The organism is Streptomyces vastus (assembly GCF_039532825.1).
GTDB lineage: Bacteria > Actinomycetota > Actinomycetes > Streptomycetales > Streptomycetaceae > Streptomyces > Streptomyces vastus.
Genome location: NZ_BAAASJ010000003.1, coordinates 33631 through 50227, shown reverse-complemented (window position 1 = coordinate 50227; position 16597 = coordinate 33631). Strand labels below are relative to the sequence as shown.

Sequence of the window (16597 nt, the reverse complement as noted above, 5' to 3'; positions counted from 1 at the left end):
GGGAGCCGCAATGACGCACCTCCATAGCAAGCGCTTGCCCGGAGCCGTTCCGGGTGTCGGGAGAACCGTGGCCACCGTCATGGGCCTGGTGGCCGCTCTGGGCCTCGGGGCGATCGGGGAGGCGAAGGCCGCCGAGCCCGCCCCTTCGGTGGCCGCGGACCGCTGGACCGACCGGGCCCATGGCTTCGCCTCCCTCGCCGGCGGCACCACCGGCGGGGCGGGCGGCAAGGTGGTCACCGTCACCGACCAGGCCTCGCTGGCCAAGTACGCGGCGGCCGAGGAGCCGTACATCATCCGCGTGGCGGGGGCGATCGAGGTCGCGCCCTTCGGTTCGGACATCGTCGTCGGGTCGGACAAGACCATCATCGGCGTCGGCGACACCGGCGAGATCGTCCACGGCGAGCTGCACCTCAATCCCGGTACCAGCAACGTCATCATCCGCAACCTGACGATCCGCGACTCCTACGTCGAGGGCGACTGGGACGGCAAGACCACCGACTTCGACGCGATCCAGATGGACACCGTCGACCACGTCTGGATCGACCACAACCGCTTCACGCACATGGGCGACGGGCTGCTCGACATCCGCAAGGACAGCCAGTACATCACCGTCTCCCACAACCAGTTCACGAACCACAACAAGGCGCTCGGGATCGGCTGGACGCCCAACGCGCTGACGCAGATCACCATCGACCACAACTGGTTCACCGGCACGAAACAGCGCAACCCGTCCGCCGACAACTGCGCCTACGCCCACCTGTACAACAACTACTTCACGGACCAGGTGCGCGACGACGACCCGGTGTGGACGTACGGCAGCTGGGCACGCGGCCGGACCAGGATGGTCCTGGAGAACAGCTATTACGACGGCGTACAGCATCCCTACCAGGCCGATGAGACGGCCGAGCTGGTCGAGCGCGGATCGATCCTGAGGAACACCAGCGGGCGGCACGACGAGCGGGGTGACGCCTTCGACCCGCGGGACTTCTACGACTACCGGCCGGACCCGGCCGCCGCCGTCCCGGCGCTGGTGACGCGGTTCTCCGGGCCGCAGAAGCGGATCGGCGACTCGGTGACGCTGCACGTTCCGGGCGACTACCCGACCGTGCAGGCCGCTGTGGACGCCGTGCCCAAGGGGAACGCGAGCACGGTGACGATCGCGGTCGCACCGGGCACGTACCGGGCGAAGGTCCACATCCCCTCGAACAAGCCGAATATCGTGCTGCAAGGGACTGGACAAGATCGGTCCGACACCGTCATCGTCTACGACACACCAGCCGAGTACGGCGGTTCCACCGGAAGCGCCACCGTGCGGATCGACGCGAACGACGTCACCGCGCGCAACCTCACCTTCAGCAACGACTTCGACGAAGCCGCACACGAGCTGAAGGCCGAGCAGGCGCTGGCGATGAAGACGAACGGCGACCGGATCGTCTTCGAGGACACCGCCTTCCTGGGCAACCAGGACACGTTGATGACCAACAGCCCCTCGCTGACCACCGTCAGCCGGGTCTACATCCGCGACTCGTACATCGAGGGCGACGTCGACTTCGTCTACGGCCGCGCGACCACCGTCATCGAGCGCTCCATGATCCGCGCGCTGAGCCGCGGCTCGGCCACCAACAACGGCTACATCACCGCCGCCTCGACCTGGACCGGCAACCCGTACGGGTTCCTGATCACCGACTCGAAGGTGGTGAGCGACGCCCCCGAGGGCTCTTTCCACCTGGGGCGGCCCTGGCATCCGGGTGGTGAGCCGGACGCGATCGCCCAGGTGCTGATCCGGAACACCGAGCTGCCGGCCGCGATCAAGGCCTCGCCGTGGACCGACATGAGCGGGTTCTCGTGGAAGGACGCCCGGTTCACCGAGTACCGGAACTACGGGCCGGGTGCGGTCGTCACCGAGGACCGGCCGCAGATGAGCGACGAGGAGGCACGGACCCACACAGTCGCCGACTACCTCCAGGGCACCGACGGCTGGAAGCCGTACGCCCGTCACTGAGCCCCAGGGCTCCGTTTGGCCCCCACAACTTCACATCTCCGATTGATCCAGAAGAAGAGAGCCGACCAATGAAGATCAGCAATCGCAGAAGCAGCACGGGCGGGCGCCGTACATCGGCCGCCGTCGCCCTGGGTGCCGTGCTCGCCCTGACCGCCACGGCCTGCGGCGACGACGGCAGCAGTGGGAGCGGCGAAGAGGGTAGCGGCAAGGGGAAGATTGTCTTCTGGGACAACAACGGTGGTGTCCGCACCGACATCTGGAAGGAGATCATCGCCGACTTCGAGAAGGCCAACCCGGACATCGACGTCGAGTACGTCGGGATCCCCTCCACCGAGGTGCAGTCGAAGTTCGACACCGCCATCCAGGGCGGCGGTCTGCCTGACGTCGGCGGAGTCGGCGCGGCGATGCTCGCCGGGATCGCCGCCCAGGACGCGCTGGAGCCCCTGGGGGACCGCCTCACCAAGTCCTCCCTGAACGACAAGCTGAACGACGGCATGGTCGAGTCGGTGAAGGTCGCCGGCGGCTCCGACGAGCACATGTACACGATCCCGACCTCCGCGAACAACGGCACGCTCTACTACCGCACCGACCTGTTCCAGAAGGCGGGCCTGGACGAGCCGTCGACCTGGGAGAAGTTCTACGAGGCCGCGGACAAGCTCACCAACGCCAAGAAGAACGAGTTCGGCTACACCATCCGCGGCGGCGCCGGCTCCATCGCCCAGGCACTGGACGCGATGTACGGGCAGTCCGGTATCACGTCCTTCTGGGACTCCAGCGGTGAGAAGACCACCCTCAACGACCCGAAGAACGTCGAGGCGCTGGAGAAGTACGCCGCCCTCTACAAGAAGGTCACCCCGGCGGCCGACCTGAACAACGACTTCACCAAGATGGTCGCCCAGTGGGACTCCGGCACCATCGGGATGCTGAACCACAACCTCGGGTCGTACCAGGACCACGTGAAGGCCCTCACCACCGAGAAGTTCCGGGGCATCCCGCAGCCCACCGGGCCGGGTGGCAAGCGGGTCCAGGTCTCCAACCCGGTTGACGGACTGGGCCTGTTCAAGAGCTCCAAGAACAAGGAAGCGGCCTGGAAGTTCATCGAGTTCGCCGTCTCCCACGAGTCGAACTCCAAGTGGAACGAGTCGGCCGGCGCGATCCCGTCCAACAAGGAGGCATCGCAGGACGCGTGGATCTCCGAGGCCGAGCCGACGAAGCTGGCGGCGGCGGCGCTGAATGACGGTTCCACCACGATTGTTCAGCTGCCGTACTACCTGCCGGACTGGAACACCATCTCCAAGGCCGACAACGAGCCCAACTTCCAGAAGGTCCTGCTGGGGGACATGAGCGCGAAGGACTTCCTGGACACGATGGCCGAGCAGCTGAACGAGGCTCAGGCCGAGTGGAACGAGCAGAAGGGCTAAGAGTTCGGCCAGTTTCGGCAGTTGGCCGGCCGCGGGTCTCGTCGTGGCTGGTCGCGCACGCGGCGGTAGCCGCTGATCGAGTACTGCCCCGCGCCCCTCTGGGGGGGCGCGGGGCCACCCCCCACACGTGAAAGGCACCTCTATCCAGTAACACCTTGAGAAAGGCACATGCTCGTGTCCCTCACCCGTAGACAGGTCACCATGACCGCCCTCGCCGCCGTCCCCCTTTCCTTCGCGGCCACGGGTACCGCTCAGGCCACCACGGGCGGCCGCCACGGCACCCGCACCCTCTACATCGCCGGCGACTCCACCGCCGCCCAGAAGTACGCCGACGCGGCTCCCGAGACCGGCTGGGGCATGGCTCTCCCCTTCTTCCTGCACAAGGACCGGCCCGTCGCCAACCACGCTGTGAACGGGCGCAGTTCGAAGAGCTTCGTCGACGAAGGCCGGCTCGACGTCATCCTGGACGAGATCCGGCCGGGCGACTTCCTGATCATCCAGTTCGGCCACAACGACTCGAAGACCACGGACCCCGTCCGCTACACCGAGCCGTGGTCGACGTACCAGGACCACCTGCGCCTCTACATCGACGGCGCGCGGGACCGCGGGGCGCGGCCCGTGCTCGCCACGTCCGTCGAGCGCCGGAGGTTCGACTCGGCCGGCAACGCCAGGCCGAGCCACGGCGAGTATCCGGCGGCGATGCGCGCGCTCGCCGAGCAGGAGGGCGTGGCGCTGCTCGACATCCAGGCCCTGTCCCTCGCGCTGTGGCAGGAACTCGGCGTCGAGGAGACGAAGAAGTACTTCAACTGGACCGAGACCGAGCAGGACAACACGCACTTCAACCCGCCGGGCGCGATCGCGGTGGCACGTCTGGTGGCGCGGGAGCTGCTGCGCACGGGCGTGCTGGCCCCGTACGACCTGCACCGGCTCGACGAGGTGATCCCGGAGTCCTGGATCACCTGGCCGGAAGCCGTCGCGTAACCCCATCCCTCGATCGCAGAGAAGAGAGTCGCACACCATGAACAGACAGTTGTGGCATGGGCATGCCATGAGAAGAGCGGTCGTCCTGGCCGGCTGCACCGCCCTCGTCCTCGCCGTCACCGGCACCGGCGCCCAGGCGGGCTCCCACGAGCTCGGCCGTGAGGTCCTCGCCGCGAACGACGGCTGGGCCTCCGAGGGCGTGGGCACGACCGGCGGGTCGGCCGCCGACGCCGAGCACGTGTACACCGTGACCACCTGGGCGGAGTTCAACGCCGCCCTCAAGGCCGGCGGTGACGCCCCGAAGATCATCAAGGTCGACGGGATGATCGACGCCGTCTCCGAGGGCTGCCAGGCCTTCGAGGCGGAGGGCTACGACTTCCAGCAGTACCTCGCCGACTACGACCCGGCCGTCTGGGGCCACGACACCCCGGTCAGCGGCGAGCAGGAGGACCTGCGCGACGCGTCCTCGAAGAACCAGGAAAAGGCCATCAAGGCCAACGTCCCCTCCAACACGACCATCGTCGGGGTCGGCAAGAACTCCGGGATCCTCGGCGGCAGCCTCCAGATCAAGGCCGTCGACAACGTCATCCTCCGCAACCTCACCATCGAGGCCCCGATCGACTGCTTCCCGCAGTGGGACCCGACCGACGACAACAAGACCGGCGCCTGGAACTCCGAGTACGACGGCGTCGTGGTCTACGGCTCGACCCACGTGTGGATCGACCACAACACGCTGACCGACGGCCGCTACCCCGACAGTTCCCTGCCGTCCTACTTCGGCAAGACCTACCAGCAGCACGACGGACTGCTCGACATCGTGCGCGGGGCGAACTACGTCACGGCGTCCTGGAACTCCTTCGAGGACCACGACAAGACCATGCTGATCGGGAACAGCGACAGCGCCGCCGCCACCGACGCGGGCAAGCTCAAGGTCACGCTCCACCACAACCGCTTCGAGGGCATCGTCGAGCGTGCCCCACGCGTCCGGTTCGGCGAGGTCGACGTCTACAACAACCACTTCGCCGTGACGAAGGACCAGAAGTACGGCTACACCTTCGGCATCGGCATCGACTCCCACCTGTACGCCACGCACAACGCGTTCTCGCTGGCGCCCGGTGTCAGCGCCGCCAAGACGCTGAAGAAGTGGAAGGACGCGCCGCTCACCGCCGAGAACAACTACGTCAACGGCAAGCTCACCGATCTGATCGCCGTGCACAACGCGGAGATCCCCGAGGAGACCCTCCGGTCCGGCGCCGGCTGGACGCCGACCCTGCGCGCCCAGGTTCACCCGCCGCAGTCGATCCCGTGGATCGTCGACCACCGCGCGGGCGCCGGCCGCGTGTGCTGACCTGAGCACGCCCCGCGGGGGTGTGGGCACGCTCCCATGCCCCCCGGCACGCTCCCTCAAGCTCTTCGAGCAAGGAGGAGAACCACTCGCCGCACGGCTGTGACAACAGCCGCTGCCGCGGCGGGCGCGGGAACGCACCCGCACCTCCCCGGCGCCGCTTGCGGCACCACCGGGCCGGGGCGCACCGCCGCCCCGGCCCCGCACCCCCCACGGCGAGGAACTACCCCGGCACCCCCAGAAACGCCCCGCACCACGAAGGAGTACCCCCATGGCCCCGCCCCGCCTCCGACCTCCCCTGTCCAGAAGGGGTTTCCTGCTGGCGACCGCCGGTACCGGCGCCGCCCTCGCCCTCGCGCCGACCTCCGCGCGAGCCGCGTCGTCCCCTCCGTTCGGCCCGTACGGCTCACCGGCCGCGCGCCTGAACGCACAGACCCTGTACGTCGACCCGTCAGGCCAGGGCGACTTCACCTCCGTCCAGGCCGCGGTGACCGCCACGAGCGGCAGCGGCTGGACCCTCGTCATCGCGCCGGGCACCTACCGGGAGACGGTCTCCGTCGACCGCTCGCGCACGGAGATGACCTGGCTCGGCGCCGGCGAGGGCCCGCGCGATGTCGTCATCGTCTACGACAACGCGGCCGGCACCCCGAAGCCCGACGGCTCCGGCACCTACGGCACCACCGGCTCGGCCACCACCACGGTGAGGGCCGACGGCTTCACCGCTCACCGCATCACCTTCGCCAACGACTGGCTGCGCGCCGAGCACCCTGGGATCAGCGGCACCCAGGCCGTCGCCATCAAGGTGCAGGGCGACCGCTCGGCCTTCCACCATTGCCGCTTCCTCGGCCACCAGGACACCCTGTACGCCGACTCCAACTCCGCGACTCTCTTCGCCCGCCAGTACTTCGCCCACTGCTACGTCGAGGGCGACGTCGACTTCGTCTTCGGCCGGGCCACGGCCGTCTACGAGCACTGCCACTTCCGCACGCTCAACCGCACGGACCTCTCCTCGGCCCCGTACGGCTTCGTCTTCGCACCCTCCACGGAGGGCACCAACCCGTACGGCTACCTGGTCCTGCGCGGCCGGGTGACGAGCGAGGCCCCCGACGCCCACTACAAGGTGGCCCGCCCCTGGGTGCCCAGCTCCAGCGCCACCGCCCGCCCGATGCTCACCGTCCGGGAGGCCTGGCTGGGCCCCGGCATCGACGCGGTGGCGCCCTACGCCGACATGCGTGCCGAACACCCCTGGCAGGACCAGCGCTTCGCCGAGTACCGCAACATCGGCCCCGGCGCCGAGATCACCGTCCCCGAGAACCGTCCCCAGCTGACGGACGAGGAGGCCGCGGCGCACACCCGGGAGGCCTGCCTCGGCGACTGGGCGCCCTGGAAGGAGTGCTGAGATGCGTCGGCGCGCACTGCTCGCCGCAATCGCCGGCGGCCTGGTGGCCGCCGGCACCCGGCCCGCCTCAGCCACATCGAGGACGGCTCCGACTTCATCACGGTCTCCGACAGCCGGTTCGACGACCATGACAAGGCGATCCTCGTCGGGTCGGGCGACGGGCGCGGTGACCGGGACCGGGGGCATCTGAAGGTGACCTTCGCCCGGAACCTCTTCACCGACATCGTGCAGCGCGCCCCGCGCGTCCGCTTCGGGCAGGTGCACGTCGTCAACAACGTCTACCGGGGGCGGGCGGCCGGCACCCTGTACGCGCTGGGCGCCGGCGTCGAGTCGGCGATCTTCTCCGAGCGCAGCGTCTTCGCATACCCGCAGGGCAGCCCCGCCCTGACGGTCGCGGACTACGGCGGCGACCACTTCCGGGACACCGGCTCCTGGTTCAACGGGCGTCCCGCCCGCCTTAACGAGGTGGCGAGCGGGCTCGGCCTGACGGACGAGGTCGGCTGGGACCCCGCCGACGTCTATGACTACCGGCCCTTCACGTCCCGGTCGGCCGTCGAGCACCACGTCCTTCGGCACGCGGGCGCCGGGAGGACGCATGACCACCGGTGAGGCCCTCGACCTGGTCGGCGGCAATCTCCCCGACTTCCACCGGACGCTCAAGGACCAGCTGAACTTCCCGCTGGCCTGGGGCACTTCATCCTTCCGCGACTTCCGGGCGTGGCGTCGCGCGGCCCGCGCGAAGGTCGAGGAGCACCTCCTCGTCGACCGGCAGGACAGGACGCCATACGACCCCGAGTACGGCGAGCCCTCCCAAGCCAACGGCTACACGCAGGAGTTGGTGACCGTCTCGCTCACCCGTTACGAGCGCGTCCGCGGCGCCCTCCTCACCCCGCACGGCCCCGGGCCCTTCCCCGCCGTACTGCTCTTCCACGACCACGGGGCCAAGTTCGACATCGGGAAGGAGAAACTCGTCCGGCCCTGGTACGACGAGACCCGGCTCGCCTCCGCCCGGGCCTGGGCGGACAAGTATTTCAGCGGCCGTTTCGTCGGTGACGAGCTGGCCCGGCGCGGATACGTCGTCCTCTGCCTGGACGCGCTCGGGTGGGGCGACCGCGGGCCGCTCGCCTATGACGACCAGCAGGCGCTGGCGAGCAACTTCTACAACCTCGGGTCGTCTCTCGCCGGACTCATGGCCCGCGAGGACGCCCGCGCCGCCGGGTTCCTGGCCGGGCTCGCTCGCGTGGACGCACCCCGGATCGCGGCCGTCGGATTCTCCATGGGCGCCTACCGCGCCTGGCAGACGGCCGCGCTGAGTGACGACATCGCCGCCACGGCCGTCATCTGCTGGATGACCGGCCTGAAGCACATGATGGTGCCCGGCAACAACACGCTGCGCGGGCAGTCGTCGTACTACATGCTCCACCCCGGGCTCGCCCGGTACCTCGACATCCCGGACGTGGCGAGCATCGCCGCCCCCAGGCCGATGCTCTTCCTCAACGGCGGACTCGATCCGCTGTTCTCCACCGACGGCGTCCGCGTGGCCCACGAGAAGCTGCGCGCCGTCTGGCGGTCCCGCCACGCCGAGGAGCGGCTGCGGCTGCAGACATGGCCGGACCTCGGCCATGTCTTCGTCGACCGCATGCAGGACGAGGTCTTCGCCTGGCTCGACTCCGTCCTGTGAACCACCACCGCTCATCTCCCCACTGAACGACGAAAGGACCCGCACTCCATGTCTCGTCGTACCGCTCTCACCCTCGGCACGGCCCTCGCCCTCGGCACCGGCCTCGCCGCCCTCCCCACGCAGGCCCAGGCCGCCACCGTGGTCGTCAGCAACTCCACCGACCTGTCCAACGCCATCAAGAACGCCACCCCCGGCACCGTCATCCAGGTCCGCGGCGGCACCTACTACCCGACGGCCACCCTGCAGTCCACGGCCAACGGCACCGCGTCCTCGCCGATCACCGTCACCGCGTACGGCTCGGAGACCGTGAAGATCGACGGGTCCTCGCTGCCCGCCGGCGCCTGGATCTTCAAGCTGACCGCCGACTACTGGAACGTCTCCAAGATCACCTTCCAGAACTCCCCGGACAGCGCGGTCGTCTGCCAGTCGTGCACCGGCACCAACTGGAACAACATCAAGACCATCAACGGCGGCGACTCCGGCTTCACGCTCACCGGCGACGGGACGGTCAACAACACCGTCAAGAACATCGACAGCTACGGCCACTACGACGCCGCCGACCACGGCGAGAACGCCGACGGCATCGCCGTGAAGTACGGTTCGGGCACCGGCAACCTGATCACCGGCGCCCGCCTCTACAACAACTCCGACGACGGCATCGACCTCTGGTCCTTCTCCTCTCCGGTCACCGTCGAGCACACCTGGGCCTTCGGCAACGGCAAGAACCGCTGGGGCGACTCCGCCTTCACGGGCGACGGCAACGGCTACAAGCTGGGTGGCGACGGGGAGACGGTGGCCCATGTCGTGAACAACTCCGCCGCCTGGGACAACACCGGCAACGGCTTCACCGAGAACAGCAACAAGGGCGCCATCGTCATCAACCGCACGACCGCTTACGCCAACGGCAAGTGGGGCTACTACTTCGCCACGGGCGCCGCCCGCCTCGGCAAGAACCTCGCCGTGAGCAACGGCTCCGGGCTGGTCAACAAGGGCTCGTCGGTCGTCTCGTCCGGCAACAACTGGGACTCCGGGATCGCTGCCCCGGCCTTCCGGTCCACGGACGCCTCCACCACGTACAACGCGCGGCAGTCCGACGGCTCGCTCCCGGTGACGACCTTCCTGACCACGAGCAGCACGACCATCGGGGCGACGATGGACTGACCTGTCCGGGGCGGCGCGAGCTGCCTGAGCGAGTGCGCCGCCCCGGGCACCTGGACCTGCACGACCGTGCAGTACAAGGCCGGCACCCGGGAGCACATCGAGAAGGACCTCGGGTACGAGGTCATCGCCAACTTCGGCGACCAGTACTCGGACCTGGAGGGCGGCTACGCCGACGAGGTACAAGCTCCCGAACCCGACGTACTTCGTGAGCTGAGGCTCACCGCCGTACCGGCCTGATCGACTCCAGCGTCGGTACCACCGGCTTGATCGTGCCGTCCGCTGCGAACTCCATGCGGTCGATCGTCGTCTCGCGGTGGGTGCCGTCGCCGCCCGACTTGCCGGGGCCGTTCAGAGCGAAGCGGTGGTAGACCATGTACCAGTCGTCCGTGCCGGGGGTGTTCACCACCGAGTGGTGGCCGGTGGCCTTGATGCCGTACTCCGGGCGCTTGGAGAGGATCGTGCCCTTCTTGGTCCAGGGGCCGAGCGGGGACGGGCCGGTGGCGTAGGCGACGTGGTAGTTCTCGCTGCGCGTGTCGTCCTCGGACCACATGTAGTAGTAGGTGCCCTTGCGCTTGATCACGAAGGCGCCCTCACGGAAGTTGTCCGGGGTGATGTCCTGCACCTTCGTCGCGTCGAAGGACACCATGTCGTCGTTCAGCGGGACGACATAGCCGTGCCCGTTGCCCCAATAGAGGTACGACTTCCCGTCGTCGTCCGTGAAGACCGAGGGGTCGATCATCTGGCCCTGGAACTGCCCGCCCTTGGCGACCAGCGGCTTGCCCAGCGCGTCCTTGAACGGGCCCGCGGGGGAGTCCGCGACCGCGACGCCGATCTGCTGCTCGGCACAGAAGTAGAAGTAGTACTTGCCGTTGCGCTCCGCGATCGCCGGTGCCCAGGCGTTCTTGTCGGCCCAGGACACGTCAGGTCCCAGATCGAGGATCTCGCCGTGGTCCTTCCAGTGCACCAGGTCCTTGGAGGAGAACGCCTTGAACTTGGTGCCGCTCCAGCCGGGGAAGCCGTCCGTCGTCGGGTAGATCCAGTAGCGGCCGTTCATGTACTTGACGTCGGGGTCCGCGTAAAGGCCGGGCAGGACAGGACTGCGCGTAGGCACCGCCTCCACCGTCCACTTGCGGCTTGTCCCGTCCGCCGCCGTCACGGTGTACGTCTGCGGCTTGCGGAAGTCGCGGCGCGTACCCGAGGCCGGACTGACCTTGGCGTCCGCGCCGACCGCCAGCTTCGGCGCAAGGCGCCTGAGGGCTGCTTCATTGATGTCTGGCTCCATCGGCAGGACGACCTTGTTCGCGGCCTCCGTGACGATCGCGTAGCCCTCCTGGTCCTTCGCCGTCACGTCCACGATGGAGGTGGGGCTTGCGGGATACGCGGCCAGCAGGCGGTCGTACTCCTTCTGCGTCACCGGCATGACCGTGCCGTGGCGCGGGCTGGTGGGCAGCTGGTAGTTCTGCGACGGTGCCCACTTGCCGGAGTCGAGGTCGGTGGTCTCGAAGGGGAGGTAGCCCCGGCCGCCGTACTCGTCGATGAACAGGTACCACTTCTCCTCGGTGTTGGACTTGAACACCGTCGGGCCCTCGCCACGGTCCATCGCCCCGTTGCCGATGCAGTCCGCGACGAAGTCGTACTTCGTGGAGGTCAGCGTCCTCGACTTCTCCCCGGTGATGAACTTCGCGCAGGGGCTGGAGGAGTTCGGGTCGCGCTCGTCCTTGGTGTAGCGGTAGTAAGTGCCCTTGTGCTGCACGACCGTTGAGTCGATGACCGAGTAGCCCGGGTCGTTCCAGACCTTGGGCTCGCTGAAGGTGCGGAAGTCCTTCGTGGTCGCGTACATCATTTTGTTGTACGTCGAGCCGGTGTGGTCCGGGTCGTCGTCGGCGTACAGCTTCGAGGCCCAGAAGACGACGAACTCGCCGAGCGTTTCGTCCCAGTACGCCTCGGGGGCCCAGGTGTTGCCCGCGTTGTCGGGGGAGACCTTCACCAGGCGCTGGTCGGTCCAGTTCACCAGGTCCGTGGACTCCCAGACCATGATGGACTTGCTGCCGTGGCGCTGGACGTGGTCCCAACTGCCGCTGCTGTTCTGGTACATGCGCAGATCGGTCGCGATCATGTAGAACTTGTCGCCCTCGGGGGCGCGGATCACGAACGGGTCCCGCAGGCCCTTCTCGCCGATGGTGGAGGTGAGCACCGGCTTCCCGGCGTTCAGCTCCCGCCAGTGCAGCGGGTCGTTGCCTCGGCTGAGGGCATAGCGGATCTGCTCGCCGTCGGCCGTGCCCTCACCGGTGAAGTACGCGAAGAGATAGCCCGCGTATTTCGGCTTGGCCTTCTGCGTGGCTCTCTCCGCTTTGTTGATGGGTTGCGCTCCGGTTTGGGCGGGACTGGGCGGGGCTGCCAGGAGGCTCAGGAACAGGGCGAGGAGCGCTGACAGAGACGTCAGGAGCGTGCGGGCGGTGCGGGGGCGCATGACACATCCTGTCGGAGTCTGGTGGTTTCTGTTGGGCTGAACTGACCTGGAGTTTCACCAGTGGGCGACGGTGCGTCAATCGGTGCGACAGGGACAGGAGTGATCGAAAGTTTCGATTCCTTTTCGGGTGGGCGCGGCAACCTTTTCCGGCCATGGCGGCGACATGGGTGTACAGAGGCGAGTCCCGGGGCCCGCCTCTCGTCCCCGGCTCCTAGGAAAGGAACGCGCCGTGCTCCAGAGCACTGGACGCCACCGCAGGACGCGCACCCTCTCCATCGCCGCCGCTGTGTCCGTCGCCTCGGGGGCGGGTGGCGTCTACCTCGGACTCTCGAACGACGGAGCCGACGCCGCCGCCGTCAGGACAGTCACCGTGTCCAGCGCCGCTCAGCTGGAAGCCGCCGTCAAGGGCGCCACGGCCGGCACCGTCATCCAGGTGCGCGGCGGCACGTACTACCCGACGAAGAGCCTCAAGTCCTCGGCGAGCGGCACCAGTTCGGCCCGTATCACTCTTCAGGCCGCTGCCGGGGCCAAGGTGAAGATCGACGGCTCGAAGCTGCCCGACGGGTCCTGGCTGGCCGGTGTCTACGGCGACTACTGGACCGTCGAGAACATCACCTGGCAGAACGCGCCGGCCCATGGCTTCGTCGCCACCTCCTCCGTCGGCGGAGTGTTCAGGAACCTCGTCACCGCGAACAACGGAGACTCCGGCTTCACACTGCGCGGTGACGGCACTACGGACAACCTCGTGCAGAACCTGGACAGTTACGGCAACTACGACCCGTCCGGCCACGGCCACAACGCCGACGGGATCGCCGTCAAGTTCGGCTCCGGCACCGGCAACAAGATCACCGGTGCCCGCCTCTACAACAACTCGGATGACGGACTCGACTTCTGGCAGTTCTCCAGCCCCGTCACCGTCGAGCACTCCTGGGCGTTCGGAAACGGCGAGAACCGCTGGAAGGACCCGGCTTTCGACGGCAACGGCAACGGCTTCAAGCTCGGCGGCGGAGGCGCCTCGGTCGCCCACCTCGTGAACAACAACGCGGCCTGGGACAACAGAAAGCACGGCTTCACCGAGAACTCCAACACCGGTGCCATGAGCCTGAACCGCAACACCGCGTACGCCAACGCCGGCTCGGGCTACTACTTCGCCACCGGCAAGGCCCGGCTCGGCAAGAACCTCGCGGTGCGCAACAAGGGCGGTCTGCGCAAGCTCGGCCCGTCCACCGTCTCCGCGGGCAACAACGGGGACAAGGGCATCGCCGCCCCCGCCTTCAAGTCCACGAACGTGTCCACCGCATACGGCGCCCGCAAGGCGAACGGCTCACTGCCCGCGACGACGTTCCTGACGACGGGCTCCACCACCATCGGTTCGACCATGAACTGATCCTTCCGCTCCCCCCACGGGCCCATCCCCCCACGGCCCATGAGAACGCCCCCACCGGCTGCGTCCGGCGGGGGCGTTCCCCTTGCTACTGGCCCTTGTGGGGGGCTTGGGCCAGCAGATCTGTGGAGTCCGCGGAGTACTTACTCGGCGGAGGACCTACTTGTACGTGATGTCGGACGGCTTGTAGTTGCAGTGAGTGCCGTCGGCGTCCGAGCCCGCCTCCTCCGGCTCGTCACCGCTGTTGTTGCCCTTGTACTTCTGGCACGGCACGATCTCCTTGCCGCTGTCGCCGGTGATGGTCACCCTGCGCAGGGCCGCGGAGTCGCCGTAGTTGCTGTTGATGCCGGTCAGACGCCCGCCGGGAGCGGTCACCTCCAGACCGTTGAAGATCACGCTGCGTTTGTACTGCGTCGAGCAGTTGCCGCAGGAGCGGTAGAGGGTCTTGAAGTCCTCCGCCACGAAGTTCGAGACGACGAGCTTGCCGCCGCCGTTGTGCTGGAGGACCTTGTCCTCGGCGTGCTTCGCGCCGCCGCCCTTGATGGTGAAGACGGCCGATTCGCCGCCGCGGAACGTGGCTGCGTCCTCGCCGACGTCCTCCCACCAGACGTTCTGCAGCGTGCAGGTGCCCTTGCAGTGGACGCCGTCGGCGCCGGGCTTGCCGATGACGACGTTCTTCAGCGTCGCCCCGTCCGCGAGTTCGAAGATCGGGTCTCCGCCCTCTTCCTGGCCGTCACCGGCCAGGTCTCCGCTGCCGTAGAAGCGCTTCATGCCGCCGTCCCGGACACCTTCCACCGGGATCGTCTTGGAGACCGCCTCGCTGCCGTTGGGGGTCGGCCACTGGGCCGCGGCGTTCGCCGACGACATCAAGGTGCCGACGAAGACTGCCGCTCCGGTCAGGCCTAACGCGGACACGCCGCCGATCACGGCGTGCGTCCGGTTGAGCTTGCGGCGGTGGCGTGCACGCTGCTGTGTTTCTGAACTCATGTCCCGTTTCCTTGAGTGGGGGGAGAGACCTTGTGTCTCCCTGGTTGCCACCCGGAAGGAGCGGGTTGCCGCCCCTCGGAACCTTTTTGCAGCCGCCGCTCGTTATGAGCTTTCCGAACCGCCGGTCATGAGTCTTCGTCGTCGGAGTCCTGGCCCTCGAAGTCGCCCTGCACGCCCACCTGTTCGCCGTCGGCCGTTGCGGTGGCCGCGTAACGGTCGTCGCCGGCGTCACGGCCGCCGCGGTCGTGGTCGTACTGTCCGGCGAACACGAACTCACCGGCCGGGACCGTACGGCCCTCCTTGAGCTCCCAGGTGTAGACGATGAAGCCGTCCCGCTCGCCGACCGTCAGCTCGAAGTCGGCCTCGGGCAGAGAGCGCCAGGCGCCCGTCGAGGTGACCCCACCGGTCTGCTTGATGCGCAACTCGACGGTCATCGAGGTGAGTTGCTTGTCCGACTTCACGGTCACATTGCTCTGCGCCCAGAAGTCGTTGCTGTGCGGATCGACAGAGCCGTCCGACCACAGCGGGCCCTCCTCGGTGCCGGCGTCCGCGGGCGGAGTGACGGCAGGGGGCTGCTCGGGCGGCTTGACGGGCGGCGACTCGGCCGCGGTCGGCTTCTCGGGGCGCGGGGAACTCGTCGGGTCCGGCGGGATCTCACCGCGGCGGGACTCCTCCGGCGACGGTTCGGGAGTCGGCGTGACCGCGACGGTCTGCTGGGTCTTGTCGTCGTCCTTGAGCGCGGACGCCGCCGCATAGCCGCCCACCGCGAGGACGCCCGCGACCGCGGCCGTGGCGCCGACGACCCGCGCCCAGCCGAGCAGCGGGGGTCGCTGCGCGGGGCGCCGGGAGATCTCGGACTCGGCCATGCCTCGCTCGATGCGGGCCAGGATGCGCGCACGGTCGGGTTCATGAGCGCCGGCCGCCTCATGCAGCCGGGCGCGCACCTTGTCGTCCGTGGCACGTGCGTCGCGCTGCCCCGTCACGGGTTCCTCCCTCCGGCCCCACCGGTGCGCAGCACCGCCGCGTGCACACGGCTCGGGCCGTCCGCACTGCCCAGCAACCGCTGCAACTCGGCCATTCCCTTCGACGTCTGGCTCTTCACCGTACCGACCGAGATGCCGAGAGCGAGCGCGGTGTCCTTCTCCGAGAGGTCGAAAGCATGCCGAAGCACCACACATGCCCGCTTGCGGAACGGCAGACTGCGCAGCGCCCCCTGGACATCGACCACGGCCGGCACATCCGGGTTCTCGCTGCTCTCCTCGCGCTGCGACCAGAACAGCGTGATGCGTCTGCGCTCACGCACCGCGCTGCGGATCCGGCTGCGCGCCAGATTGGCGACCACTCCGCGCGCGTACGCCACCGGATGGTCCGCCGCCCGCACCCGGTCCCAGCGGTGCCACATGGCGAGCAGCGCGTCCGCCGCGAGATCGTCGGCGGCGTCCGACTCACCGGTCAACAGGTGGGCCAGCCGCGCCAGTTCGGCATAGTGCCGCTCGAAGAAGTCGTGGAACTCCACGGAGGCTGAGTCGTCGACGACCGTGCCCACGGGCGACCTCTCCCCTGCTGAATCCGGACAGTGCGGTTGACCTGCGTGCGCCGTGCCTGCGAAGTGCGTATACGGACCCCGTGTGTCACCCGTGAAGGAATGGTGCCCCTGTGGGGTGAGGTTCGAGAGAGTAGCAGGCGTCCGTACAGGACTTCGAAGGTCGTGCGGTAGGCCGAACTCGGTTCCGTACGTGATTCCGTAACACGGAGAAAACCCGAAA

The 16597-nt window shown here is 68.2% G+C and carries 13 protein-coding genes and 1 pseudogene; 10 read left to right on the top strand and 4 right to left on the bottom strand.

The genetic code is table 11. From position 1 onward, the window contains the following. The first annotated feature begins 10 nt into the window (after positions 1-10). The 9 genes and pseudogenes from ABD357_RS01480 to ABD357_RS01440 all read left to right on the top strand — a co-directional run. Positions 11-2002, top strand: coding sequence for a pectinesterase family protein (locus ABD357_RS01480; protein ID WP_344386909.1), 1992 nt, complete (start codon positions 11-13; stop codon positions 2000-2002). A gap of 68 nt (positions 2003-2070) precedes the next feature. Then, on the top strand, positions 2071-3423 hold the full coding sequence (locus tag ABD357_RS01475) for an ABC transporter substrate-binding protein (protein WP_344386908.1): 1353 nt from the start codon (positions 2071-2073) through the stop codon (positions 3421-3423). Between the two features lie 174 nt (positions 3424-3597). After that, the gene (locus ABD357_RS01470) at positions 3598-4404 is read left to right on the top strand and encodes a rhamnogalacturonan acetylesterase (RefSeq protein WP_344387035.1); all 807 of its coding nucleotides are present in this window, start codon (positions 3598-3600) and stop codon (positions 4402-4404) included. Between the two features lie 37 nt (positions 4405-4441). Then, the gene (locus tag ABD357_RS01465) at positions 4442-5752 is read left to right on the top strand and encodes a pectate lyase family protein (RefSeq protein WP_344386907.1); all 1311 of its coding nucleotides are present in this window, start codon (positions 4442-4444) and stop codon (positions 5750-5752) included. Positions 5753-6020: 268 nt separating this feature from the next. Next, positions 6021-7148, top strand: a complete 1128-nt coding sequence (locus ABD357_RS01460) for a pectinesterase family protein (RefSeq protein ID WP_344386905.1) — start codon at positions 6021-6023, stop codon at positions 7146-7148. Between the two features lie 75 nt (positions 7149-7223). After that, entirely contained in the window at positions 7224-7757 is a 534-nt protein-coding gene (locus ABD357_RS01455; RefSeq protein WP_344387034.1) for a pectate lyase family protein, read from the top strand. Further along, a complete protein-coding gene (locus tag ABD357_RS01450; RefSeq protein ID WP_344386904.1) occupies positions 7744-8829 on the top strand; it encodes a dienelactone hydrolase family protein in 1086 nt (361 codons plus the stop codon). The genes ABD357_RS01455 and ABD357_RS01450 overlap by 14 nt, the downstream gene beginning before the upstream one ends. A gap of 48 nt (positions 8830-8877) precedes the next feature. Further along, entirely contained in the window at positions 8878-9990 is a 1113-nt protein-coding gene (locus ABD357_RS01445) for a right-handed parallel beta-helix repeat-containing protein (RefSeq protein WP_344386903.1), read from the top strand. A gap of 18 nt (positions 9991-10008) precedes the next feature. Next, positions 10009-10204, top strand: a pseudogene (locus ABD357_RS01440) (HAD family acid phosphatase); the annotation flags it as partial. A gap of 3 nt (positions 10205-10207) precedes the next feature. Here the strand turns inward: ABD357_RS01440 and ABD357_RS01435 are convergent. Next, the gene (locus ABD357_RS01435) at positions 10208-12460 is read right to left on the bottom strand and encodes a glycoside hydrolase family 43 protein (protein WP_344386901.1); all 2253 of its coding nucleotides are present in this window, start codon (positions 12458-12460) and stop codon (positions 10208-10210) included. A 229-nt stretch (positions 12461-12689) separates the two neighbouring features. Between ABD357_RS01435 and ABD357_RS01430 the strand changes: the two genes are divergently transcribed. Next, positions 12690-13847: a right-handed parallel beta-helix repeat-containing protein gene (locus ABD357_RS01430; protein WP_344386900.1), complete on the top strand. Its 1158-nt coding sequence runs from the start codon at positions 12690-12692 to the stop codon at positions 13845-13847. Between the two features lie 156 nt (positions 13848-14003). Here the strand turns inward: ABD357_RS01430 and ABD357_RS01425 are convergent, their stop codons facing one another. From ABD357_RS01425 to ABD357_RS01415, 3 genes are all read right to left on the bottom strand, one after another. Then, a complete protein-coding gene (locus ABD357_RS01425) occupies positions 14004-14831 on the bottom strand; it encodes a pectate lyase (protein WP_344386898.1) in 828 nt (275 codons plus the stop codon). 125 nt (positions 14832-14956) lie between these two features. Next, the gene (locus tag ABD357_RS01420; RefSeq protein ID WP_344386896.1) at positions 14957-15814 is read right to left on the bottom strand and encodes a hypothetical protein; all 858 of its coding nucleotides are present in this window, start codon (positions 15812-15814) and stop codon (positions 14957-14959) included. Then, on the bottom strand, positions 15811-16377 hold the full coding sequence (locus ABD357_RS01415) for a SigE family RNA polymerase sigma factor (protein WP_344386895.1): 567 nt from the start codon (positions 16375-16377) through the stop codon (positions 15811-15813). The genes ABD357_RS01420 and ABD357_RS01415 overlap by 4 nt, the downstream gene beginning before the upstream one ends. Between the last annotated feature and the right edge of the window lie 220 nt (positions 16378-16597).